This is a genomic window from Streptomyces sp. NPDC087859 (assembly GCF_044742595.1).
Lineage (GTDB): Bacteria > Actinomycetota > Actinomycetes > Streptomycetales > Streptomycetaceae > Streptomyces > Streptomyces canus_F.
This window is the reverse complement of the sequence record NZ_JBIUUU010000021.1, coordinates 1-25257: the sequence shown is the minus strand read 5'-3', so window position 1 is coordinate 25257 and position 25257 is coordinate 1. Positions and strand designations below refer to the sequence as shown.

At 70.3% G+C, this 25257-nt stretch carries 14 protein-coding genes, 1 tRNA gene and 1 rRNA gene; 4 read left to right on the top strand and 12 right to left on the bottom strand.

Going from position 1 to position 25257, the window contains the following annotated elements:
* Positions 1–114: 114 nt before the first annotated feature.
* The 3 genes from ACIOHP_RS39765 (at position 115) to ACIOHP_RS39755 (ending at position 6748) form a co-directional block, all read left to right on the top strand.
* Complete coding sequence (locus tag ACIOHP_RS39765; protein WP_401895117.1) at positions 115–4947, top strand: ATP-dependent helicase; 4833 nt, start codon at positions 115–117, stop codon at positions 4945–4947.
* A 170-nt stretch (positions 4948–5117) separates the two neighbouring features.
* Positions 5118–5954 carry a DNA-formamidopyrimidine glycosylase family protein gene (locus ACIOHP_RS39760; protein ID WP_401895115.1) on the top strand — a complete coding sequence of 279 codons (837 nt, stop codon included), beginning with the start codon at positions 5118–5120 and terminating at the stop codon, positions 5952–5954.
* Between the two features lie 32 nt (positions 5955–5986).
* Positions 5987–6748 carry an SDR family NAD(P)-dependent oxidoreductase gene (locus tag ACIOHP_RS39755; protein ID WP_401895113.1) on the top strand — a complete coding sequence of 254 codons (762 nt, stop codon included), beginning with the start codon at positions 5987–5989 and terminating at the stop codon, positions 6746–6748.
* Here the strand turns inward: ACIOHP_RS39755 and ACIOHP_RS39750 are convergent.
* From ACIOHP_RS39750 to ACIOHP_RS39710, 9 genes are all read right to left on the bottom strand, one after another.
* Positions 6696–6965, bottom strand: a complete 270-nt coding sequence (locus ACIOHP_RS39750) for a hypothetical protein (protein WP_266887271.1) — start codon at positions 6963–6965, stop codon at positions 6696–6698. The genes ACIOHP_RS39755 and ACIOHP_RS39750 overlap by 53 nt on opposite strands.
* Positions 6966–7266: 301 nt before the next feature.
* Positions 7267–7647: a helix-turn-helix domain-containing protein gene (locus ACIOHP_RS39745; RefSeq protein ID WP_266821377.1), complete on the bottom strand. Its 381-nt coding sequence runs from the start codon at positions 7645–7647 to the stop codon at positions 7267–7269.
* Positions 7648–7756: 109 nt separating this feature from the next.
* Positions 7757–8293, bottom strand: a complete 537-nt coding sequence (locus ACIOHP_RS39740; RefSeq protein WP_401895111.1) for a CinA family protein — start codon at positions 8291–8293, stop codon at positions 7757–7759.
* Complete coding sequence (gene pgsA / locus ACIOHP_RS39735) at positions 8290–9009, bottom strand: CDP-diacylglycerol--glycerol-3-phosphate 3-phosphatidyltransferase (RefSeq protein WP_361483217.1); 720 nt, start codon at positions 9007–9009, stop codon at positions 8290–8292. The genes ACIOHP_RS39740 and pgsA overlap by 4 nt, the downstream gene beginning before the upstream one ends.
* A complete protein-coding gene (rimO, locus tag ACIOHP_RS39730; protein ID WP_401895108.1) occupies positions 9006–10502 on the bottom strand; it encodes a 30S ribosomal protein S12 methylthiotransferase RimO in 1497 nt (498 codons plus the stop codon). Before rimO ends, pgsA begins: the two co-directional genes overlap by 4 nt.
* Positions 10503–10600: 98 nt before the next feature.
* Positions 10601–11440, bottom strand: a complete 840-nt coding sequence (locus ACIOHP_RS39725; RefSeq protein ID WP_401895105.1) for a RodZ domain-containing protein — start codon at positions 11438–11440, stop codon at positions 10601–10603.
* 270 nt (positions 11441–11710) lie between these two features.
* Positions 11711–14437, bottom strand: coding sequence for a DNA translocase FtsK (locus ACIOHP_RS39720; protein WP_401895104.1), 2727 nt, complete (start codon positions 14435–14437; stop codon positions 11711–11713).
* A 124-nt stretch (positions 14438–14561) separates the two neighbouring features.
* Positions 14562–15248, bottom strand: a complete 687-nt coding sequence (locus tag ACIOHP_RS39715) for a two-component system response regulator (protein WP_401895102.1) — start codon at positions 15246–15248, stop codon at positions 14562–14564.
* Positions 15249–15579: 331 nt separating this feature from the next.
* Positions 15580–21045 carry a HAMP domain-containing protein gene (locus tag ACIOHP_RS39710; RefSeq protein WP_361549399.1) on the bottom strand — a complete coding sequence of 1822 codons (5466 nt, stop codon included), beginning with the start codon at positions 21043–21045 and terminating at the stop codon, positions 15580–15582.
* A 376-nt stretch (positions 21046–21421) separates the two neighbouring features.
* Here ACIOHP_RS39710 and ACIOHP_RS39705 point away from each other — a divergent pair, with 376 nt between their 5' ends.
* The gene (locus ACIOHP_RS39705; protein ID WP_401895100.1) at positions 21422–24172 is read left to right on the top strand and encodes a SpoIIE family protein phosphatase; all 2751 of its coding nucleotides are present in this window, start codon (positions 21422–21424) and stop codon (positions 24170–24172) included.
* A 46-nt stretch (positions 24173–24218) separates the two neighbouring features.
* On the opposite strand, the gene ACIOHP_RS39700 is transcribed toward ACIOHP_RS39705, so the two are convergent.
* The 3 genes from ACIOHP_RS39700 to rrf all read right to left on the bottom strand — a co-directional run.
* Positions 24219–24294 (bottom strand) — tRNA-Thr (locus ACIOHP_RS39700).
* Between the two features lie 93 nt (positions 24295–24387).
* Positions 24388–25050: a DegT/DnrJ/EryC1/StrS family aminotransferase gene (locus ACIOHP_RS39695; RefSeq protein WP_401895326.1), complete on the bottom strand. Its 663-nt coding sequence runs from the start codon at positions 25048–25050 to the stop codon at positions 24388–24390.
* Positions 25051–25164: 114 nt separating this feature from the next.
* Positions 25165–25257 (bottom strand): 5S ribosomal RNA (gene rrf, locus ACIOHP_RS39690); the annotation flags it as partial.

Below are 25257 nucleotides of genomic sequence, written 5' to 3'. Positions count from 1 at the left end.
AACGCGAACCCCCACCAAAGCCGCACAGGCCGCCGCAGGCATACGAGACGCACCCGCACCAGGGAAAACCACAGGTCAGACCCGTTTGTCAGTACCCGGGTGCAGGATGGACACATGGTCAGCGACGCACGCGGAGCCCTGGACGGCTTCTCCCCCGCCACCCGCGGCTGGTTCACGGGAGCCTTCGACGCGCCCACCGCGGCCCAGGCCGGCGCGTGGAACGCCATCAAAGAGGGCTCGGACGTCCTGGTGGTCGCCCCCACCGGCTCCGGCAAGACCCTGGCCGCCTTCCTCGCCGCCCTGGACCAACTGACCTCCACACCCCCACCCGCGGACCCGCGCAAACGCTGCCGCGTCCTCTACGTCTCCCCCCTCAAGGCCCTCGCGGTCGATGTGGAGCGCAACCTCCGCAGCCCTCTGACCGGGATCCGCCAGGAATCCGTCCGCCTGGGCCTCCCCGAGCCCGAGGTCAAGGTCGGCATCCGCTCCGGCGACACCCCCGCCGCCGAGCGCCGGGCCCTGGCCACGCGCCCCCCGGACATCCTGATCACCACCCCGGAGTCCCTGTTCCTGATGCTGACGTCGGCCACCCGCGACGCGCTGACCGGCATCGAAACGGTGATCCTCGACGAGGTGCACGCCGTCGCGGGCACCAAACGCGGCGCCCACCTCGCCCTCTCCCTCGAACGCCTCGACGAGCTCCTCCCCAAGCCGGCCCGCCGCATCGGCCTCTCCGCGACCGTCCGCCCGGTCGACGAGGTCGCCCGCTACCTCTCCCCTCGCCGCAAGGTAGAGATCGTCCAGCCGAAATCCGGCAAGGAATTCGACCTGTCCGTCGTGGTCCCCGTCGAGGACCTGGGCGAACTGGGCGGCTCCCCGGTGGCCGACGGCACCGAGGGCGCGGAACGCCCCTCGATCTGGCCGCACGTGGAGGAGCGCATCGCCGACCTCGTCCAGTCCCACCGCTCCACGATCGTGTTCGCCAACTCCCGCCGTCTCGCCGAGCGCCTCTGCAACCGCCTCAACGAGATCGCCTACGAACGGGCCACAGGCGAAACCCTGGACGAACACCACGCACCCGCCGAACTCATGGGCGGCTCGGGCGCGGCCCAGGGCGCACCCCCGGTCATCGCCCGCGCCCACCACGGCTCGGTCTCCAAGGAACAACGCGCCCTCGTCGAAGAAGACCTCAAAGCGGGCCGCCTCCCCGCGGTGGTCGCCACGTCCAGTCTCGAACTCGGTATCGACATGGGCGCGGTGGACCTGGTCGTCCAGGTCGAGTCGCCCCCCTCCGTGGCCTCCGGCCTCCAACGCGTGGGCCGCGCGGGCCACCAGGTGGGCGCGGTCTCCACCGGCGTGGTCTTCCCGAAGTACCGAGGCGACCTGGTCCAGGCGGCGGTCGTCACCGAACGCATGCGCACCGGCTCCATCGAGTCCCTGAAGGTCCCCGCCAACCCTCTGGACGTTCTGGCCCAGCAGGTGGTCGCGATGACGTCGATGGACACCTGGCAGCTGGACGACCTCCTCGCCATGGTCCGCCGAGCCGCTCCCTTCGCCTCGCTGCCCGACTCCGCCTTCACCGCGGTCCTCGACATGCTCGCGGGCCGCTACCCCTCCGACGCCTTCGCGGAACTGCGCCCCCGCGTGGTCTGGGACCGGGTCGCCGGCACGATCACCGGCCGCCCCGGCGCCCAGCGCCTCGCCGTCACCTCCGGCGGCACGATCCCCGACCGCGGCCTCTTCGGAGTGTTCCTCGCCGGAGCCGACCCGAAGAAGGGCGGCGGCAGAGTGGGCGAGCTCGACGAGGAGATGGTCTACGAATCGCGCGTCGGCGACGTCTTCACGCTCGGCACCAGCTCCTGGCGCATCGAGGACATCACCCGCGACCGCGTCCTGGTCTCCCCCGCCCCCGGTGTCCCGGGCCGGCTCCCCTTCTGGAAGGGCGACCAGCTGGGCCGCCCTCTCGAACTCGGCCGCGCGGTGGGCGCGTTCCTCCGCGAGGTCGGCTCGCTCCCCAAGGACAAGGCCCGCCCACGCCTCCTCGCGGCGGGCCTGGACACCTGGGCGGCCGACAATGTCCTGGCGTACCTCGACGAACAACGCGAGGCCTGCGGCCACATCCCCGACGACCGCACGATCGTCGTGGAGCGCTTCCGCGACGAACTCGGCGACTGGCGCGTGGTCGTCCACTCCCCCTTCGGTGCCCAGGTGCACGCCCCGTGGGCCCTCGCCCTGGGCGCCAAGCTCTCCGAGCGGTACGGCATGGACGCCCAGGTCATGCACGCGGACGACGGCATCGTCCTGCGGCTGCCCGACGCCGACCTGATGGGCCTGGACCTGCTCGACCAGGAACCGGCCAGGCTCGGCACGGAGTACGACGCGGACCAGGCCCCCGTGGGCGCCGCGGACGTCGTCTTCGACAAGGGCGAGGTCGACCAGGTCGTCACCGACCAGGTGGGCGGATCGGCCCTGTTCGCGTCCCGCTTCCGCGAGTGCGCCGCCCGCGCGCTCCTGCTGCCGCGCCGCAACCCGGGCAAGCGCACCCCGTTGTGGCAGCAGCGCCAGCGCGCTGCCCAGCTGCTCCAGGTCGCCAGCGAGTTCGGCTCGTTCCCGATCGTCCTGGAGGCGGTCCGCGAGTGCCTCCAGGACGTCTTCGACGTCCCCGGCCTCGTCGAGCTGATGGGCGACCTGGAGTCCCGCAAGGTCCGCCTGGTCGAGGTCACCACCCCCGAGCCGTCCCCCTTCGCCCGCTCCCTCCTGTTCGGATACGTCGCCCAGTTCCTGTACGAGGGGGACTCGCCGCTCGCCGAGCGCCGCGCGGCGGCCCTGTCGCTCGACTCGCGTCTGCTGGCCGAACTGCTCGGCCAGGCGGAGCTGCGCGAGCTGCTCGACGCCGAGGTGCTGGCCGAGCTGGAACAAGAACTCCAGTGGCTCACCGAGGACCGCCGGGCCAAGGACGCCGAGAGCGTCGCGGACCTCCTCCGTCTCCTCGGCCCCCTCACGGACGCGGAGCTGGCCGAGCGGGGCGCGGAGCCGCAGTGGGCGCAGGAGCTCGCCCGAGCCCGGCGCGCGATCAAGGTCCGTATCGCCGGCACCGACCACTGGGCGGCGATCGAGGACGCCGGCCGCCTGCGCGACGCACTGGGCACAGCGCTGCCGGTCGGCGTACCGGAAGCCTTCACGGAACCGGTCAAGGATCCGCTGGGCGACCTCCTCGCACGCCATGCCCGCACCCACGGCCCGTTCACCTCGACGAGCGCGGCGGCCCGGTTCGGCCTCGGCGTGGCGGTCACGGAAGGCGCGTTGCAGCGCCTCTCGGCGAACGGACGTGTCGTGCAGGGCGAGTTCCACCCTGCGGGCATCGGCCAGGAGTGGTGCGACGCCGCCGTACTGCGCCGACTGCGCCGCCGCTCCCTGGCCGCCCTGCGCCACGAGCTGGAGCCGGTGTCGCCGCCCGCCCTCGCCCAGTTCCTCCCCCAGTGGCAGCACATCGGCACGGGCCACGGGCTGCGGGGTGCCGACGGACTGGTGCGTGCGGTCGAGCAGTTGCAGGGCGCCTCCGTGCCCGCCTCCGCCCTGGAGAAACTGGTCCTGCCGTCCCGCGTCGCGCACTACACCCCGGCGATGCTCGACGAACTCACCTCCGCGGGCGAGCTGGTATGGGCCGGAGCGGGCTCCCTCCCCGGCAAGGACGGCTGGGTGTCCCTGTATCTCGCCGACGCGGCGCCCCTGCTCCTGCCACCACCGCACCCCTTGGAGCTGACGGCTCTCCACGAGTCCGTCCTGACCGCCCTCTCCGGCGGCTACGGCCTGTTCTTCCGTCAGATCGCCGACCAGGTCCGCGCGACCACCCACCCCGACGCCACCGATCCCCAACTCGCCGACGCCGTCTGGGACCTGGCCTGGTCCGGCCGCCTGACCAACGACACGCTCACCCCGATGCGCTCCCTGCTGGGTTCGGGCCGCACGGCCGGCTCCACGGCCCACCGCGCCAAACGCACGGTCCCGCGCGGCCGCTACGGCTCGCTCACGGCCGCCGCCCGCCCCGCCTCCCGCACCGGCCCGCCCACGGTCGCCGGCCGCTGGTCCCTGCTGCCCGACCGGGAGCCCGACCCCACCCTGCGGGCCCACGCTCTGGCTCGCACTCTCCTCGACCGGCATGGTGTGGTGACCCGGGGCGCGGTCTCCGCGGAAGGCGTCGAGGGCGGCTTCTCGGCGACGTACCGCATCCTGTCCGCCTTCGAGGAGACCGGCCAGGCCCGCCGCGGCTACGTCGTGGAAGGCCTCGGCGCCGCCCAGTTCGCCATGGACGGTGCGGTCGACCGCCTCCGCGCGGTGGCCAACGCCCGCGACCGGGGAGACGGCCTGCCGGGCGCGAACTCCGGTTTCGGCGCCCCCGGTGCACACGACGGCTTCGAGGCGCCCGTCGGCACCGCCCCCGTCGACGACTTCGCCGACTTCGACTGGCTGGACGAGGCCCCACGCTCCCCCGGCGACCTGGCCCCACCGGCAGGCCGCCGGGTCACCCCCCACCGGTCCCCGACCCGCACCCCCGACTCCCGCGCCGTCGTCCTCGCCGCCGCCGACCCGGCGAACGCGTACGGCGCCGCCCTCCCCTGGCCGGAGCCCCCGACCGGCGCGGGCCACAAGGCAGGCCGTAAGGCGGGCTCCCTGGTGGTCCTGGTGGACGGTGAACTGACCCTCTACATGGAGCGCGGCGGCAAGACCCTGCTGGCCTGGCCGGAGGACCCGGACGGCAAGGCCACCGACGACCCCCGCCTCCAGTCGGCCGCCGAAGCCCTCGCCACGGCCGCCCGCGCGGGCTCCCTCGGCACGGTCACGGTGGAACGCATCAACGGCACCCCGGCCCTGACGTCCCCCATCGGCACCCTCCTGGAGGGATCAGGCTTCATCGCCACCCCACGGGGCCTACGCCTACGGGCCTGACGCCCCACGGACACTCTCCGGGCCAACGGCTGTCCAGACCCACCCAGGGGCGCGGGGAACAGCGCGACAAGCCACATACGGCCCGCACCCGCCACACCACAGCAGCCCCCCGACCCGTGAGGCGCCCGACCACCACGCCACGCCACGCCACCCCGTGCCACCCTTGACCCATGCCCGAAGGAGACACCGTCTGGCAGGCAGCGAGCCGACTGCACACCGCCCTCGCCGGCAAGGTACTCACCCGCAGCGACCTCCGCGTCCCCAAGTACGCCACGGCCGACCTCACGGGCCGGACCGTCCTGGACGTCACCCCGCGCGGCAAGCACCTGCTCACCCGTATCGAGGGCGGCCTGACCCTCCACTCGCACCTCAAAATGGACGGGTCCTGGAAGGTGTACGCCACGGACCAGCGCTGGACCGGCGGCCCGGCCCACCAGATCCGCGCGATCCTCGGCACCGCCGACCGCACGGCCGTCGGCTACCGCCTCCCCGTCCTGGAAATCCTGCGCACCACCGACGAGCACCGTGCCGTGGGACACCTGGGCCCCGACCTCCTGGGCCCCGGCTGGGACCCGGACCGCGCCCTCGCCAACCTCCTCCAGGACCCCGCCCGCCCCCTCGGCGAGGCGCTCCTCGACCAGCGCAACCTCGCCGGCATCGGCAATGTGTACAAGAGCGAGCTCTGCTTCCTGCTCGGCGTCACCCCGTGGCTCCCCGTCGGCGCCCTCCCCGAGGACCGCGCGGCCAAGCTGCCCCTCCTCGCCAAGAAGCTCCTGGAGGCCAACCGCGACCGCCCGGTCCGCACCACCACGGGCCGCCGCGGACAGGACCTCTTCGTCTACGGCCGCGCCCGCCACCCGTGCCTGCGCTGCCACACCCCCGTCCGCAAGGCCGACCAGGGCGACGGCTCCCGCGAACGCCCCACCTACTGGTGCCCGGCATGCCAGACCGGACCGGCCCCCGGTACCGCCCGACGCCCCGGAACCCCACACCGTACGACTAATTGACGACCCGTCAGATCCCCTCGTACCGTCCCACCATGACCGTCAGCGCGTACGACCTGACCGGACGCACCGCATTCGTCACCGGCGCCGCCGGCGGTATCGGCCGCGCCTCCGCGATGCTGCTCGCCGAAGCCGGCGCCACCGTGCACTGCGCGGACCGGGACGCGCAGGGCCTGCACGAGACGGCGACCCTGATCAAGAGCGCGGGCGGTACCGCCCACACCCACCACCTCGACGTCACGGACCGCGACCAGCTCCACCAGGCCGTCGCCTCCTGCGGGCGCCTGGACGTGATGGCGGCGATCGCCGGCATCATGCACAGCAGCCCGGTCCTGGAGACCCGGGACGAGGACCTCGACCGGGTCCTGAACATCAACTTCAAGGGAGTCCTGTACGCCTGCCAGGAGGCGGCCAGGCTGATGCTGGAGCACCGGACCAGGGGCAGCATCGTCACGATGGCCTCCGGCGCCGTCGACACCGGCGGTCCCGGGCTGCTCTGCTACGGCGCCGCCAAGGCGGCCGTCGTCCAGCTGACGAAGACCCTGGCGACCGAGGTCGGCCGCCACGGCATCCGCGTCAACGCCGTCGCCCCGGGCTGGATCCGCACCCCCATGACCGACCGCCACGGCGAGGCCCAGGAGCGGACCGAGGCACTCATGGCCCGGATGTCCCCGCTCGGCCGGGTCGGCGAGCCGGAGGACATCGCCCACGCCGTGCTGTATCTGGCCTCCGACGCCTCGTCCTTCACGACGGGCCAGATCCTGCGTCCGAACGGCGGAGTGGCGATGCCGTGGTGACCCCCCAGGCCGCCCGCCACCGCCCCACGGCAAGCGCCCCTGCCGCCCGCGCCCTGGGCACACAGTGCACCGGCAGCAGACTCAGCCCCCACCCTCCGGCGGCGACCGCGCCCTCCAGCACCCCCGCGCCGGGAGCGAAGGCCAGCCGCAGCACGGCCCACCACCACACCACCCCGGCCCCCAGGGCCACCCCCCACCGCACTATCGGCCGCGCCATCAACCCACCTCCAGCCGGAGCAGGACGAACGGGGTGAGCGAGACAAGCAGGCCGACCAACCCGAACAACCCGAAGCTAGGTCACCTCCGTCACCCACCGCGCGGGCGCACCGACAGCGCAGAGAGGCATCGTCCGCACAACCGGCACCGGTGACCGCGAACCACGTCACTCCACGATGCACGAAAGCCCCGGCCGACGCCTCTCCGGATGATCCGGAGAAACCTGGCCGGGGCCTCCCGCACTTCTCTGAACGCCCTCGACTCGTCTTCGAGCGCGTCTCAAGCGCAAACGCCGGTGACGCTCAAGCGGCGACGACGTCCACCGCTTCGGCGGGTGCCTTGATGGTGACCCGTTCCGGCGGCACACCGGCCACCGAGACGGAACCCAGCATCGGACGTACCGACGTGGGCACGGGCTGGCTGGGGGTGGCCGCAGCGGACTGGGCCAGCTCGGCGAGAGCGAGCTCGTCGCTCACTTCCCGCATCAGTTCGGACATCCGTACGTCCAACGCGTCGCAGATGGCGGAGAGCAGCTCGGAAGATGCCTCCTTCTGCCCCCGCTCCACCTCGGAGAGATAGCCGAGTGAGACTCGGGCGGACGAGGAGACTTCGCGCAGAGTACGGCCCTGGCGCTGGCGCTGCCGACGCAGCACGTCACCAAGCAGGCGACGGAGCAGAATCATCGGTGGCTCCCTCCTCGGACCGCGTAGCCGCATCCTTCACGCCCCACCGTACCGCCTTGCGCCGCGGCCGTGCGGGGAGCGATGTCGTGTTCACTCAGGGCTGCAAACATCAAAACCCCCCGTTCCGTTCCGTATCCTGTGCCCGCTCATTCCCGGTCTGTTCGCCCGCAAGCTCCTGAAGGAGCAGTGCGAGTACGCTCCGTACACTCTCCATACGAATTTCCGCCCGGTCGCCGTTCAACCGCAACGACGCCACTTTCCCGCCACCGGAGAGTTCCGAGGCGGGTCCGTCGACCGCCACATAGACCGTTCCGACGGGCTTTCCGTCCTGTTCCTCCGGGCCCGCGACACCCGTGGTGGCGATGCCCCAGGCGGCACCGAGCGCCTTGCGCACTCCGGCCGCCATCTGGGCCGCGACCTGCGGATCCACCGCTCCGCGCTCAGCCAGCAGGGTGGCGTCGACGCCGAGCAGTTCATGCTTGAGCTCGGTGGCGTAGGCAGTCACCGAGCCCCGGAATGCCTTGGACGCGCCGGGGGCCGCTGTGATTTCCGCCGCAACCAACCCACCGGTGAGCGACTCGGCGACGGCGAGCGTCTCCGCCCTCACCGTGAGTAGTCGCACCACTTCGGTGGCCGGGGAATTCACGCTTCCGTCTCCTCCAACGCCGCCTCGCGCTCGGCGATTCCCTGCCGGCGCAGCACAATGGCCTGTCTCACATAGTCGAGGCCGGTCACCACGGTCAGCGCGACCGCCACAGCCATCACCCAGAACCGCGCGGTGGCCAGCCACCCCGTCAGCGCCAGGATGTACATACCCACCGCGATGCCCTGGGCGAGCGTCTTCAGCTTGCCGCCGCGGCTCGCCGGGATGACGCCGTACCGGATGACCACAAAACGCAGCAGCGTGATCCCGAGTTCCCGTCCGAGGATGACGCCGGTCACCCACCACGGCAGATCACCGAGGGAGGACAGACAGATGAGCGCAGCTCCCATGATCGCCTTGTCGGCGATCGGGTCGGCGATCTTCCCGAAGTCGGTGACGAGGTTGTAGGTGCGCGCCAGGTGACCGTCGAAGAGGTCGGTGATCATCGCGACGGCGAAGGCCGCCCAGGCGAACGAACGCCAGGCCGGGTCGTACCCGCCGTCGGCCAGCATCAGCGCGACGAAGCCCGGCACCAGCAGTAGGCGAAGCATGGTCAGGAGGTTGGCGATGTTCCAGAGACTGGCCTGGTCGACGGCCGCCGCCGCGATCTTCCCGCTCCGCGCGGACTTGGCACCGGTCTCGGTGCCGGACGCACCCGCCGTGCCGGTCGCACCCGCCTGGGAGGGGCCACCCGCGGCGGATGCCGGTGCTCCGGTCATCTGCCCGCCTCCTCACTACACGCGAGCGAGCCGGCCAGCGGCTCGGCCACCAGGTCGACACCCTCGGTACCGATCACCTTCGCCTCGACCATACGACCGACACTCAGACCTTCGCCGCTCGTGAGCAGCACCTGGCCGTCCGTCTCGGGGGCCTGGTGCTCGCCGCGTCCGTGGACGCCCTCGTCGTCCATGGACTCCACCAGCACGTGCACGGTCTCGCCCACGCGCTCCTCGGCCCGCTGCGAGACGAGTTCCTCGGCCAGCCGGGAGACCCGCGCGAGGCGCTCGGCGACGATGTCCTCGTCGAGCTTGTTGTCGTACGTCGCCGCTTCCGTGCCCTCCTCGTCGGAGTAGCCGAAGACGCCGATGGCGTCCAGCCGCGCGCCGTTCAGGAACCGCTCCAGCTCCGCCAGGTCGTCCTCGGTCTCGCCCGGGAAGCCCACGATGAAGTTGGAGCGCACACCGGCCTGCGGGGCCTTGCCCCGGATCGTGTCGAGCAGCTCCAGGAAGCGGTCGGTGTCACCGAAGCGGCGCATCGCGCGCAGCACACCGGGGGCGGAGTGCTGGAAGGAGAGGTCGAAGTAGGGCATGACCTTGGGCGTGGAGGTGAGCACGTCGATGAGCCCGGGCCGCATCTCGGCAGGCTGGAGGTAGCTGACGCGCACCCGCTCCAGGCCGTCGACCTCGGCGAGCTCGGGCAGCAGGGACTCCAGCAGACGGATGTCGCCCAGGTCCTTGCCGTACGAGGTGTTGTTCTCGGAGACCAGCATGATCTCCTTGACGCCCTGCTCGGCCAGCCACCGCGTCTCGTTCAGCACGTCGGAGGGGCGGCGCGAGATGAAGGAGCCGCGGAAGGACGGGATGGCGCAGAAGGTGCAGCGCCGGTCGCAGCCGGAGGCGAGCTTCACTGAGGCGACCGGGGCGCCGTCCAGGCGGCGGCGCATGGGCGCCCGGGGGCCGGAGGCCGGAGCGAGCCCTTCCGGGAGGTCCGCGGGCGCGGGCGCGGCGACGTCGACGGCCGACCCGTGGCCCGGCAGCGCGACCGCCGCCGACGATTCCTGCCGCTGCGAAGGGCTGATCGGCAGCAGCTTGCGCCGGTCGCGCGGGGTGTGGGCGGCGTGGATGCCACCGCTCAGGATGGTCTGCAGGCGGTCCGAGATGTCGGCGTAGTCGTCGAAGCCGAGCACGCCGTCCGCCTCGGGGAGGGCCTCGGCGAGGTCCTTCCCGTACCGCTCGGCCATGCAGCCCACCGCCACGACGGCCTGGGTTCTGCCGTGCCCCTTGAGATCGTTGGCCTCCAGGAGGGCGTCGACGGAGTCCTTCTTGGCGGCGTCGACGAAGCCACAGGTGTTGACGACGGCGACGTCCGCGTCCTCGGCGTCCTCGACGAGTTCCCAGCCGTCCGCCTCCAAGCGGCCTGCGAGCTCCTCCGAGTCCACCTCGTTACGGGCGCAGCCAAGAGTGACAAGTGCGACGGTACGGCGTTCAGGCATGGGCTCAAGACTACTTCGTTCCACCGACAGCCCACGTCGAAGGGGTTGGCGATCTTGGCGCCAACCCCTTCCATGCCTGCCGGAACGCTCACCCGGGCCTAGCCGACCGTCGGGTCACCCTTCGTGTACGTGAGCCGCTCCACGGCTCCCGGCTGCCAGTCGTCGTCGATCTTCTTGCCGTTCACATACAGCTGGATCGCCCCGGCGTCGCCGAGGACGAGGTTGATCTTCTCGTTGTCCTGGAAGGTCTTGCTCTCGCCCTTCTCGAGCACCCCGTCGAACAGCAGCCGGCCGCTGTGGTCCTTGGCGGAGATCCAGCTCCTGCCGTCGGGGGCGCCGACCTGGACGGTCACCTTGTCCTGGGGCGCGGCCGCGATGGCGCTGTCGGACGGGTCCGGCTTCGGCGACTCGGGCTTCTCACTCTTGGGCGTGGGCGAGGACGACTTGCCGGCCGAGGGCGCGGCGCCCTCGGCGACCTGGGCCTTCCCGCCCTCGTCGTCCCCCTTGAACGCGGTGAACCCGACGAAGCCGACCACGGCGACGATCGCGGCGACCATGGCCGCGGTCCAGTTGGGTCCACGCCGCTCGGGACGGATGCGTTCCGCCTCGAACAGCGGGGCGGCCGGGGTCGGCGCGGGACGCCCGCCGCCGTGGTCGGCGGCGAACTGGTCCAGCAAGGGGGCCGGATCGAGATGGACGGCCTTGGCCAGGGTCCGGATGTGCCCACGGGCGTAGACGTCCCCGCCACAGGGGGCGAAGTCGTCCGCCTCGATGGCATGCACGATGGCGATGCGGACCCGGGTGGCGTTGCTGACGTCGTCGACGGTCAGCCCGGCCGCGATACGTGCCTGCTGGAGGGCACGGCCGATGGAGATACGGGCTTCCTCGCGGTCGTCTTCGAACGGACGCTCGTCTTCAGGGGAGTTGCCGAGGGACACGGGGGCGCCTTTCGAGCGTTTAAGCCACCTGTGCTGAGGATTCAGTCTAGGGGGGGTGCGAAAGGGTGGGGCAACCGGGCGGTGGGACTTTGTACGCCATCGGTATGGCCGGACACACCGATGGTGGGACAGCAGCTTTTCGCTTCCCTCAACTTGACGTACGCCGAAGGGAAACGGTTGCTCAATGATCCCTTACGGGTGAGTCACGATCGAACACCCATCGGCGGCTCATCCGGGGGCCCGGCGACCACTGCGCCCCGTTTCCTGCCCTTAAGCCTCCCCGCGGATCACCGCGAGCACTCCGTCCAGCTCATCAGCCTTCACAAGAACGTCACGAGCCTTGGATCCCTCGCTCGGTCCGACGATCCCCCGGGACTCCATCAGGTCCATCAGGCGTCCCGCCTTGGCGAAGCCGACGCGCAGCTTGCGCTGGAGCATGGAGGTCGACCCGAACTGGGTGGAGACCACCAGCTCGGCCGCCTGGCACAGCAGGTCCAGGTCGTCGCCGATCTCCTCGTCGATCTCCTTCTTCTGCTTCGTGCCCACGACGACGTCGTCCCGGAAGACGGGCGCCATCTGGTCCTTGCAGTGCTGGACGACCGCCGCGACCTCGTCCTCGGTCACGAAGGCGCCCTGCATACGGGTGGGCTTGTTCTGGCCCATCGGCAGGTACAGCCCGTCACCCTTGCCGATCAGCTTCTCGGCGCCGGGCTGGTCGAGGATGACCCGCGAGTCCGCGAGCGAGGAGGTGGCGAAGGCGAGCCTGGAGGGCACGTTCGCCTTGATCAGACCGGTGACGACGTCGACCGAGGGCCGCTGCGTGGCGAGCACCAGGTGAATACCGGCCGCGCGCGCGAGCTGCGTGATGCGCACGATCGAGTCCTCGACGTCCCTCGGCGCGACCATCATCAGGTCGGCGAGCTCGTCGACGATCACCAGCAGATACGGGTACGCCTTCAGCTCCCGCTCGCTGCCTTCCGGCGTCTTGAGCTTGCCTTCGCGGATGGCCTCGTTGAAATCGTCGATGTGCCGGTACCCGAACGCCGCCAGGTCGTCGTAGCGCAGATCCATTTCCCGTACGACCCACTGGAGCGCCTCGGCGGCCCGCTTGGGGTTGGTGATGATCGGCGTGATCAGGTGCGGAATGCCCTCGTACGCCGTCAGCTCGACGCGCTTGGGGTCGACGAGGACCATCCGCACGTCCTCGGGGGTCGCGCGGACCATGATGGAAGTGATCAAGCAGTTAATGCACGACGACTTACCGGAACCGGTCGCTCCAGCGACGAGCACATGCGGCATCTTCGCGAGGTTGGCCATCACATAGCCGCCCTCGACGTCCTTGCCGAGCGCGACCAGCATCGGATGCTCGTCCTCGGCCGCCGCGGCCAGCCGCAGCACGTCACCGAGGTTGACCATCTCGCGGTCGGTGTTGGGGATCTCGATGCCGACCGCGGACTTGCCCGGGATCGGGCTGATGATCCGGACATCCGGGCTGGCGACGGCGTACGCGATGTTCTTCGCCAGCGCGGTGATCCGCTCGACCTTCACGGCGGGACCGAGCTCGACCTCGTACCGCGTGACCGTCGGCCCGCGCGTGAAGCCGGTGACGGCCGCGTCGACCTTGAACTCCATGAAGACGTTCGTCAGCGAGGCGACGACGGCGTCGTTGGCCGCGCTGCGCGCCTTGCCCGGGCCCCCGCGCGTGAGGAGGTCGAGCGAGGGCAGGGAGTACGTGATGTCACCGGACAGCTGGAGCTGCTCGGCGCGCGGCGGCAGTTCGCCCTGGGCCTCGGGCGCGGGCTTGGTGAGGTCCGCGACCTCGACCTTCAGCTTCTCCTGGACCTTCAGCTTCTCCTGCCGGGGTCGCGCGGCCGGGGCCGGCACGGGGGTCGGCACCGGCGTCGGTGTCGTGTCCTCGCGGTCCCCGACGCTCACGCCCTGGGTGAGGTCGGCGACGATCGGCGACGGCGGCATGCCGTGCAGGACCGCACCGTCGAGCGCGGCGGCCGCCGCCGCGGCGACGTCCACGGCGTCCATCGGGCGGTCCATGTCGGGCTGCGGCACCGCGGAGCGCCGGGGACGACCGCGACGCCGCGAGAGGGCCTCCTGCTCGGCGCCGTCGGGGTCGTACGCCTCGGGGGCCGGCCCGCGCCTGCGGGTGCGCGCGGGCAGGGCCTCGCGCCACTGGTCGTCGTAGCGCTCGTCGTCCTCGGCGAACTCGTCCTCGGCCGGATCGTGCATGACACCGAGCCGCACACCGAGCTCCCGCAGTCTCCGCGGGATGGCGTTGACCGGAGTGGCCGTCACGACCAGCAGCCCGAAGACCGTGAGCAGCACGAGCAGGGGTACGGCGAGGACCTCGCCCATGGTGTACGTCAGCGGGGTCGCCGCGCTCCAGCCGATGAGGCCGCCCGCGTCCCTTATGGCCTGCATGCCGTCGCTGCGGGCGGGTGCGCCGCACGCGATGTGGACCTGCCCGAGCACACCGACGACGAGCGCGGACAGGCCGATCACGATGCGGCCGTTGGCCTCGGGCTGCTCGGGGTGCCGGATGAACCGCGCCGCGATGACCGCGAGCAGTATCGGCACGAGCAGATCGAGGCGGCCGAAGGCGCCGGTGACGATGATCTCGACCAGGTCGCCGACGGGACCGCGCAGATTCGACCAGGTACCGGCCGCGACGATCAGTGCGAGGCCGAGCAGCAGCAGCGCGACACCGTCCTTGCGGTGCGCCGGGTCGAGGTTCTTCGCGCCATTCCCTATGCCGCGGAACACGGCGCCCACCGCGTGCGCGAGACCCAGCCAGACGGCGCGCACCAGCCGGTAGATGCCGCCGGTCGGACTGGGCGCCGGCTTCGGGACCGGCGCGGTCTTCTTCGCGACGGCTTTCCTGGCGGGCGCCTTCTTCGCCGGAGCCTTCTTCGCAGCGGCCTTCTTCGCCGGAGCCGCCGCCTTCTTCGCGGGCTGCTTCTTGGCAGCGGAGGGACGTGAGGCCATAGGTGTGAGGTTACCGGGGGAGACGACAACGGACACGTGTGCCCGGTGCTTCACCCGTTCGTGTCGCCCTTGCGGGGACGCGGAACTGACACGCGCTCACCCGCAACTGAGCCGCGCGTGGGGGTCAGTTCTGCGAGGGCACCGACTGCGAACTGCCCGTTCCCGGCTCCAGGGCGTCCAGTGCCCGCCGCAGGCCGGTGAGTTTGCGCTCGAGATGAGCCGCGGTGGCCACGGCCGCCGCGTCCGCCGACTCGTCGTCCAGCTGCTTGGACAGGGCCTCGGCCTGCTCCTCGACCGCGGCGAGCCGCGCCGAGAGCTCGGCCAGCAGTCCCGCCGGCTCCTTCGCCTCACCGGCCGGAGCCTTGCCCGCGGCACCGCCCTCCAACTGGAGCCGCAGCAGCGCCGCCTGCTCCCTCAGCTGGCAGTTCTTCATGTACAGCTCGACGAAGACGGACACCTTCGCGCGCAGCACCCACGGGTCGAAGGGCTTGGAGATGTAGTCGACCGCGCCCGCCGCATACCCCCGGAAGGTGTGATGCGGACCGTGGTTGATCGCGGTGAGGAAGATGATCGGGATGTCCCGGGTGCGCTCGCGCCGCTTGATGTGCGCCGCCGTCTCGAAGCCGTCCATGCCCGGCATCTGCACATCCAGCAGAATCACCGCGAAGTCGTCGGTGAGCAGCGCCTTGAGCGCTTCCTCCCCGGACGATGCCCGCACCAGTGTCTGATCGAGCGCGGAGAGGATGGCCTCCAGCGCCAGCAGATTCTCCGGCCGGTCATCGACCAGGAGGATCTTGGCCTTCTGCACCATGGCCCGCCCTCCTCGCCCCGGCTTGGGGCCTCCCCTGTCCTCAGGACTCGTGGCGACACCCGCAGGTGCCGCCCCGGGGGACGGCTCCCTTGCGCCGCCCGTCCTCGTGCCGGTCATGGTAGCCGCACCCCGCCCGTCGCCACACCCTGTCACCGCGATGTCACTGTGCACGTAGCAGAAACGCAGCGGGAGACCAGAAGGTTCCCCGAATCCCGTACTTCTACACGGCTTCGAGCACACTGAGTCAGCAACTCCGCGTGAACTCAGAAGGTCCTCGCAGCATCCACGCGAAGTCCGACCGATCCCGTCACGCGTCCTGCATCCGCCGCGGTCACGCGCCCCGCATCCACTGCTCCATCACCGACAGCAGATGATCGGGATCGACCGGCTTGGTGACGTAGTCGGAGGCGCCCGACTCGATCGCCTTCTCCCGGTCGCCCTTCATCGCCTTCGCCGTCAGCGCGATGATCGGCAGGCCCGCGAACTGCGGCATCCTGCGAATCGCCGTCGTCGTCGCGTACCCGTCCATCTCGGGCATCATGATGTCCATCAGTACGACCGTGACGTCGTCGTGCTGCTCCAGGACCTCGATGCCCTCGCGGCCGTTCTCGGCGTACAGCACCGACAGCCCGTGCTGCTCCAGGACGCTGGTGAGCGCGAAGACGTTGCGGATGTCGTCGTCGACGATCAGCACCTTCTCGCCGCCGAACCGGATGCCGCGCCGCACCTCCGGCGCCGGGCTCTGCGCCGTCGTCGCCGACCACTGGTCCAGCTGGGGCCGCTGTTCGACCTCCGGCAGGGTCCTGCGGCGGCGCCTGAAGAGTGCCGCGGCGCCGTTCTGGGTCTCCTGGTACGACTTCACCTCGGCCGGCGTCCCGATCTCGACCTCGGCGCGGCCGTTCTCGGAAGCGCTCGGGTCACCGACGTCCAGGACCGCCGCGGACTGCTGGTAGCCCTGCGGAGGCAGTTCGCTCGGGTGCAGCGGCAAATACAGCGTGAACGTCGAGCCGCGGCCCGGCTCGCTCTGCGCGTGGATCTCACCGCCGAGCAGCTGGGCGATCTCCCGCGAGATGGAGAGCCCGAGCCCCGTACCTCCGTACTTCCGGCTCGTCGTGCCGTCGGCCTGCTTGAACGCCTCGAAGATCACCCGCATCTTGCTCGCGGCGATCCCGATCCCGGTGTCGGTCACGGAGAACGCGATCAGGTCGGCGTCCGGATCCCGCAGCGAACCGGTCTCCAGCAACTGCTCACGGATCTGCATCGGCACATCCGCGCCGGCGGGCCGGATGACCAGCTCCACCGCCCCGGAGTCGGTGAACTTCACCGCGTTGGACAGCAGATTGCGCAGCACCTGCAACAGCCGCTGCTCGTCGGTGTGCAGCGTGGCGGGCAGCTCCGGCGAGACCCGTACGGACAGGTCGAGGCCCTTCTCCGCGGTCAGCGGGCGGAAGGTGGCCTCCACGTAGTCCACGAGCTGGACGAGCGCGATGCGCGTCGGCGAGACGTCCATCTTGCCCGCCTCGACCTTCGACAGATCGAGGATGTCGTTGATCAGCTGGAGCAGGTCGGAGCCTGCGCCATGGATCGTCTCGGCGAACTCGACCTGCTTCGGCGAGAGGTTGGCGTCCGCGTTGTCGGCGAGCAACTTGGCCAGGATCAGCAGCGAGTTGAGCGGCGTGCGCAGCTCGTGCGACATGTTGGCGAGGAACTCGCTCTTGTACCGCATCGACACCGCGAGTTGCTCGGCGCGCTCCTCCAGGACCTGCCGCGCCTCCTCGATCTCGGTGTTCTTCACTTCGATGTCGCGGTTCTGCTGGGCCAGCAGCTCGGCCTTCTCCTCCAGTTCGGCGTTGGACGACTGGAGCGCCTTCTGCCGGTTCTCCAACTCCGCCGACCGCTCGCGGAGTTGCTCGGTCAGTTCCTGCGACTGCCGCAGCAGCACCTCGGTCTTGGTGTTGACGGAGATGGTGTTGACGCTGGTCGCGATCATCTCGGCGATCTGGTTGAGGAAGTCCTTCTGGATCTGCGTGAACGGCGTGAAGGACGCCAGCTCGATGACGCCGAGCACCTGGCTCTCGAAGAGCACCGGCAACACGATCACCTGCGCGGGCGGCGCCTCCCCGAGCCCCGAGGAGATCTTCAGATAGCCGCTCGGCGCGTTCTCCACGAGGATCGTGCGCCGTTCCTGCGCGGCCGTCCCGATGAGTGCCTCACCCGGCCTGAAGGACGTCGGCATCGATCCCATGGAGTAGCCGTACGACCCGAGCATGCGCAGTTCGTACGACTCCTCCTGGTCGGCGCTCGCGTCCTTGCCGTCGACGAGCGGCATCGCCAGGAAGAACGCGCCGTGCTGCGCGGACACCACGGGCGTCAGCTCGCTCATGATCAGCGAGGCCACGTCCGCGAGGTCGCGGCGGCCCTGCATCAGCGCGGAGATACGCGCCAGGTTGCCCTTGAGCCAGTCCTGCTCCTTGTTGGCGATCGTGGTGTCGCGCAGGTTGGCGATCATCTTGTTGATGTAGTCCTGGAGTTCCTGGATCTCCCCGGACGCGTCCACGTCGATCTTCAGGTTCAGGTCACCGCGGGTCACCGCGGTCGCCACGCGCGCGATGGCACGCACCTGCCGGGTCAGGTTCCCGGCCATCTCGTTCACGGACTCGGTGAGGTCGCGCCAGGTGCCGTCGACGTCACGCACGCGTGCCTGGCCGCCGAGCTGTCCTTCCGTGCCCACCTCGCGGGCGACTCGGGTGACCTCCTCGGCGAAGGAGGACAGCTGGTCGACCATCGTGTTGATGGTGGTCTTCAGCTCGAGGATCTCGCCCCGGGCGTCGATGTCGATCTTCTTCGTCAGGTCGCCCTTGGCGATGGCGGTCGTGACCATGGCGATGTTCCGCACCTGACCGGTCAGGTTGGACGCCATCTGGTTCACCGACTCGGTGAGGTCCTTCCACGTACCGGCCACACCCGGCACCCGTGCCTGCCCGCCGAGGATCCCGTCCGTACCCACCTCACGGGCCACCTTGGTGACCTGGTCGGCGAACGAACTCAGCGTCTTCACCATGGTGTTGAAGGTGTCCGCGAGCTGCGCGACCTCGCCGCGCGCCTCGATGGTCACCGTCCGGGTCAGGTCGCCGTTGGCGACGGCCGAGGCGACCTGGGAGATGTTCCGCACCTGCACGGTCAGGTTGTTGGCCATCAGGTTGACGTTGTCGGTGAGGTCCTTCCAGATGCCCGTGACCCCCGACGCGTGCGCCTGTCCGCCCAGGATGCCCTCGGTACCCACCTCGCGGGCGACGCGGGTCACCTGCTCGGCGAAGGACGACAGCTGGTCCACCATCGTGTTCACGGTGCTGACGAGTTCGAGGATCTCGCCCTTCGCGTCGACGGTGATCTTCTTCGACAGATCGCCCTTGGCGACCGCGGTCGTGACCTCGGCGATGTTGCGCACCTGAATGGTCAGGTTGTTCGCCATGAAGTTCACGGACTGCGTGAGGTCCTTCCAGGTGCCGGAGACCCCCTGCACCTCGGCCTGGCCGCCGAGGATGCCCTCGGTGCCCACCTCGCGGGCCACACGGGTGACCTCTTCGGCGAACGACGACAGCTGGTCGACCATCGTGTTCAGGGTGTTCTTCAGCTCGAGGATCTCGCCGCGCGCGTCCACGGTGATCTTCTGGGACAGGTCACCCCGGGCCACCGCGGTGGCGACCTGGGCGATGTTGCGCACCTGTCCGGTCAGGTTGGACGCCATGCCGTTCACGGAGTCGGTCAGGTCGCGCCACACACCGGCGACGCCGGGCACCTGCGCCTGCCCGCCGAGACGGCCCTCGGTACCCACCTCCCGGGCGACCCGGGTCACCTGGTCGGCGAAGGCGGAGAGCTGGTCGACCATCGTGTTGATGGTGTTCTTCAGCTCGAGGATCTCGCCACGCGCGTCCACGTCGATCTTCTGGGACAGGTCACCCCGCGCCACCGCCGTCGTCACCTGGGCGATCTGCCGCACCTGCGAGGTGAGGTTGCCACCCATGAAGTTGACGGAGTCCGTGAGCTCCTTCCACGTCCCCGAGACCCCCGGCACCACGGCCTGACCGCCGAGTCGGCCCTCGGTGCCCACGTCCCGGGCCATCCGCGTCACCTGGTCGGCGAAGGCGGAGAGCTGGTCCACCATCGTGTTCACGGTGTTCTTCAGCTGGAGCATCTCGCCGGAGACGTCCACGGTGACCTTCTGCGACAGGTCACCGTTGGCCACGGCCGTCGTCACCTGGGCGATGTTCCTCACCTGTCCGGTGAGATTCCGGAACGCCGTGTTGACGGAGTCCGTGAGGTCCTTCCACGTACCGGCCGCACCCGGCACCTGCGCCTGACCGCCCAGCTCACCCTCGACACCGACCTCGCGCGCCACGCGCGTGACCTCGGCACCGAACGCCGACAGCTGGTCCACCATCCCGTTGACGGTGTTCTTCAGCTCCAGCATCTCGCCGGCCACGTCGACGGTGACCTTCTGCGACAGGTCACCGTTGGCCACGGCCGTCGTCACGGCGGCGATGTCCCGCACCTGTGTGGTGAGGTTCCGGAAGACCGTGTTCACCGAATCGGTGAGGTCCTTCCACGTTCCCGCCGCACCCGGCACGTTGGCCTGCCCGCCGAGCTGACCCTCGGCACCGACCTCGTTGGCCACGCGTGTGACCTCGTCGGCGAAGATCCGCAGCGTCTCGGTCATCTGGTTGATCGTGTCGGCGAGCTGCGCGACCTCACCGCGTGCCGAGACGGTGACCTTCTGCGACAGGTCACCGCTGGCGACCGCGGTCGTCACCTGCGCGATCCCACGCACCTGGGCCGTCAGATTGCCGGCCATCAGGTTCACCGAATCGGTGAGGTCCTTCCACACACCCGCCACACCGGGCACCTGCGCCTGCCCGCCCAGCTCGCCCTCGACGCCCACCTCGCGCGCAACGCGGGTCACCTCGGAGGAGAAGGACGACAGCTGGTCCACCATCGTGTTGACGGTGTTCTTCAGTTCGAGCATCTCGCCGGCCACGTGAACCGTGACCTTCCGGGACAGGTCACCCTTCGCGACGGCCGTGGTGACGAGCGCGATGTCCCGCACCTGCGCCGTCAGCCGGTACGCCATCGTGTTGACGGAATCCGTCAGGTCCTTCCAGGAACCGGACATACCGCGCACCTTGGCCTGCCCGCCCAGCTTGCCCTCGGTGCCCACCTCACTGGCCACGCGTGTGACCTCGTCGGTGAACGTCGACAGCTGGTCGACCAGATTGTTGACGGTCCGCCCGACCTTCAGGAACTCACCGCGCAGCGGGTGCCCGGACCCGTCCGCCGCCTGCGTCCGCAGCTCCATCCGCGGCGACAGATCGCCCTCCGCGACCGCGGAAAGCACCCGGCCGACTTCCGAGACAGGCCGTACGAGATCGTCGACCAGGGCGTTGGAGGCGTCGATGGCCGTCAGCCACGACCCCTCACAGGCGCCGATTTCCAGCCGTTCCGTGAGCTTGCCCTCACGGCCCACCATCCGCCGCACCCGCGACAGCTCACCCGTCAGATGCAGATTCCGGTCGGCCACCTCGTTGTACACAGCGGCGATCTCGGACAACACGCCGTCGCCGGACACCGTGAGCCGCTTCCGGAAGTTCCCGTCGCGCATCGACACGAGGGCCGCCAGCAGTCGGTTCAGGGCCGCCGTGTCCACCGCGGTGGTCCCACCGCGTGGTTTGCGCTGGTTATTCAGGGACTGTCCGCCTTTCGCGCGCGTCTTAGTGCCCCGCGTCGCTGCGCCAGACTCCACTGTGTCCCTCCCGCAGGGGTCGACCGTTACTGCTGCTCCGGTACTACTGTTCGACGTACCAGTTAATGCTGCGCGTTTTCGCCGGGCGGACCAGGCCACGCCCCGGGCTGCTGCCCACACTGCGCGGACCACACTCAGCCTGCCCGGACCTTCACAAGAAGCTTGCCCAGTGTTTCACCCTGGCTGAACCAGGCCATAACAGTTCGGCAGCTTCGCACATCGTCCGCACACCCTCCGGACGGAAACACTGGTGACCGGCATCCGCATGGACGGGGAAGGTAAGTAACCTTGCATGCGGCTGTCCAGCCGCGCCGGTCCGTCCGGCCTTGGGCGGTGGCACGAGAACGAGCGGGCATCGGAGGGGCGGCCGCACAACATGACCACCGGACTGATCCCTGGGGGACATCCCCCGGACCGCCGGCCGACGGACAGCCTGCCGCACCAGCGGCACGAGCCGACCGTCAGCGCAGCCCTGCACGTCGACAACCGGTCGAGGAGTTCTGTGATCACCGCGCGCGCGGCCGCCAGCTTCGAGCCCGTCGGGCGCTCGGTCGCGAGTGCCCGCTCCTTCGTCCGCGACACACTCCAGGGCTGGGGCTTCGCGGACATCGTCGACGACGCGGTGGTCCTCACCAGCGAACTGGTGACCAATGCCGTGGTGCACGCGGGCACCACGGCGGACGTCCTGTGTCTGCGCAGCGACGACGGCGTACGCATCGAGGTCGCCGACCGCTACCCCGAGCGCGAGGTCCCCCTCCAGGGCTCCCTCGCCACCATGGGCAGCCCCGATCGCGAGGGCGGCCGCGGCCTCCAGCTGTGCGCGGCCCTGGCCGGCCGCTGGGGCGTCGAGTACACGCCCACACACAAGCAGGTCTGGTTCCAGATCGCCCTCCCCGAGCGCCAGGTGGGCACCCGAGCCGCCGGGCCCTCGCTCCCCGCGGACCTCCTCCCCCTCGCCGACGGCCGTGTCCGCGTCGCCGTCGTCCAGATCGACCGTACGGCGGCCATCTCGGCCTGGAACGAGGACGCCGAGGAACTCTTCGGCTACCCGGCCGAGCAGGTCACCGGCAAGCCCCTGACCGACCTCGCGGCCTGGCCCCACACCCCGGGCACCAGTACGGGCATCGCGGAGGCGCTCCAACTCTCCCGCTGGGAAGGCAGTTACGGCATAAGGGGCGCCAACGGCCGCGTCACCCCCGTGTACGCCTCCCACCTCCGCGTCCGCGACACGGAAGGCGAGCCCTCCACGGTCTGCCTCCTGGTCCGCGACCACGAACGCGCGGTCCTCCAGACCCCGCTGCGCATCCCGGCCTCCGACACCTCATCCTCCTCCGACGGCCAGAGCACCGATCCCTTCGAGGTGTTCATCGGCTCCCCGGCCCCGGACGACCTCGACGGTCTCCTCCAGCGCACGGTGGAACGCGCCCGCGACATGCTCGACGCCGACTCCGCCTTCCTCCTGTTGGCCACCGACGACGAAACGGAGTTGGAGGTCCGCGCCTCCACCGGCCTGCCCTCCGCCCGCCAGCGCTTCGCCCGCGTCCCCGTCGAGGCGGGCCCCGGCCGCTACGGCTCGGCCCGCATGCCGGCCGTCCACGAGGACCTCACGGCGGTACCGGGCGCCGTCCCGCTCCTGAGCGGCACCGGCATGCGCTCGGTCGTCACGGTCCCCCTGAAGGTCGAGGGCCGCCTCACGGGCTCCCTCGGCGTCGCCGCCGAAGGCCCCGGCAGATACTCGAACGAAGAAGCCCTGCGCCTCCAATTCGCCGCGGACCGCATCGCGTTGGCCGTCGAATCGGCCCGTCTCGGCGAACTGGAACGCCTGCGCCGAGGATCGCTCAGCTTCCTCGTCGAGGCCTCCGATCTCCTGGCCGGCACCCTGGACCGCGACCAAACGCTGGCTCTGATGGCCCAGATGACCGTCCCGACCCTGGCGACCTGGTGCGCGGTCTACACAATCGCCGACCAGGCCTCGGAGCCGTATCTGTCGTACGTCCTGCACGAGGACGAGGAACTCATCGACGGCATCAAGTCGTTGCTCTCGAAGATCTCCCCGCCCGACCCCGTACCCACCCCGGGCGCCCGCGTCTGGTCGGCCCCCGCCGAGGCGGCCCACCAGGCGGCCCTGCGCACCTCCATGCGCAGCCTGGGCCTGGGCGAGCCCATCGGCCGCCTCAGCGCGGGCATCGGCCCGACCCTCGCCACCGCGTCGGCCGTGGGCGGCGAGACGGTCGTCCTGCCTCTGGTGGCCCGCAACCGCGTCATCGGCATGCTGACCCTCGGCAAGCCGACCGACGAGCACTTCCGCCAGGAAATCCTGGAACTGGCCGAGGACTTGAGCCGAAGGGCAGCGCTGGCTCTGGACAACGCCCGCCTGTACTCCGAGCGCACGGCCATCAGCCAGTCCCTCCAGCGCAGCCTCCTGCCGCCCGAGCTCCCCGAGATCGACGGCGTCGAGGTCGAGGTCATCTACCGCGCGGCAGGCGAGGGCAACGAGGTCGGCGGCGACTTCTACGACGTCTTCCCCATCAGCGACGGCGCCTACGGCTTCGCCATCGGCGACGTCTGCGGAACGGGCCCGAACGCGGCGGCGGTGACGGGCCTGGCCCGCCACGCCTTGCGGCTGCTGGCCAGGGAGGGCCTCAGCGGCCCGGCCGTCCTGGAGCGCCTCAACTCCGCGATCCTCGACGAGGGAGCCCGCAGCCGCTTCCTGACGCTCCTCTACGGCGAGATGCGCCCCCAGGCGGACGGCAGCGCCGAACTGAAGGTGGTCTGCGCCGGCCACCCCCTCCCGCTCCGCCTCCGCCAGGACGGCACCGTCGAGCCGGCCGCCGAGCCGCAGCCGCTCCTGGGCGTGATCGAGGATCTCGAGCTGTACGAGGAGATGGTCACCCTGGACCCTGGCGACGTCCTGCTGTGCGTCACCGACGGCGTCACCGAACGCCGCGAGGGCACCCGCATGTTGGGCGACGACGGCCTCACCGACGTCCTCACGACCTGCACGGGCCTGACCGCCGGCGCGGTCGCCGCCCGCATCATGCGCGCCGTGGAACGCTTCGCGTCGGATGCCCCGTCCGACGACATGGCGATCCTGGCCATGCGGGTCCCGGGCCTCCACAAGGACTGAGAAGGGTACGAAAAAGGCCCCGCCCAATTGGGCGGGGCCTTTCAGTTGGAGCCCCCTAACGGAATCGAACCGTTGACCTTCTCCTTACCATGGAGACGCTCTGCCGACTGAGCTAAGGGGGCCTGTCGCTTCGAGGTTTCCCTCGCGGCAACGGGATAGATCATACCCCGAACGGACCGGTGTTCCCAACCACGCCCACGAGGTACGAAAGCCGATCAGAAGGCTGCCTGAAGCAGCCCCCCGAGCGCATTGCACGCGCCCACGACCCGCTGCATGTCCCGCTTGGTCAGGGACGCGTCCACCGGCAGCGCCAACGTCTCGTCCGCCGCCAACTCCGTCTCCCGCAGCGACACACAACGCCGGAACTCGGGCAGCCGGTGCACGGGCGTCTTCACCGGCACGCGGCACTCAACACCCTTGCCACGCAAGGCACGAGCGAAGGCATCGCGATCGGGCCGCCCGTTCCCGGGCACCCGCACGACGTACTGCTGATAGGTGTGCCCATCACCGCCGTCGGGCTTGCCCACACCCTTCAACTTCCCATCGAGGTAAGCCGCCCGCTCCCTGCGCTGAGCGACCTCGTCGTACGGCGCCTCGGACTCGCCCTGCTCCAGCACGAGCAGCCCATGACGCTGCCCCAGAGCGTGCAGCGCCGCGATGCCGGCCCGCCGCCCGAATCGATGTACGACCACCACGGCCGCGGTCCGTGCGGTCACGGCCGCCTCGACAGCGGACGCATCCAGGCAGTAGCTCAACGGATCTATGTCGGCGAACACCGGAAGCGCACCGGCCAGGACAACAGCCTCGGCGACTTCGACGTTCCCGAAGGCCGGCACCACGACCTCGTCACCGACTCCGACGCCGGCGGCCCTGAGCATTGCAGCAGTACCCATGCCTCGGATGGTGGTTGTGGAACGTGAACGTCAAGTGACGCAGAACAAAAAAGGGTTGGACCCCGAACCGAAGTTCAGGATCCAACCCTTTGAAGAATTGTTCGGCGGTGTCCTACTCTCCCACAGGGTCCCCCCTGCAGTACCATCGGCGCTGTAAGGCTTAGCTTCCGGGTTCGGAATGTAACCGGGCGT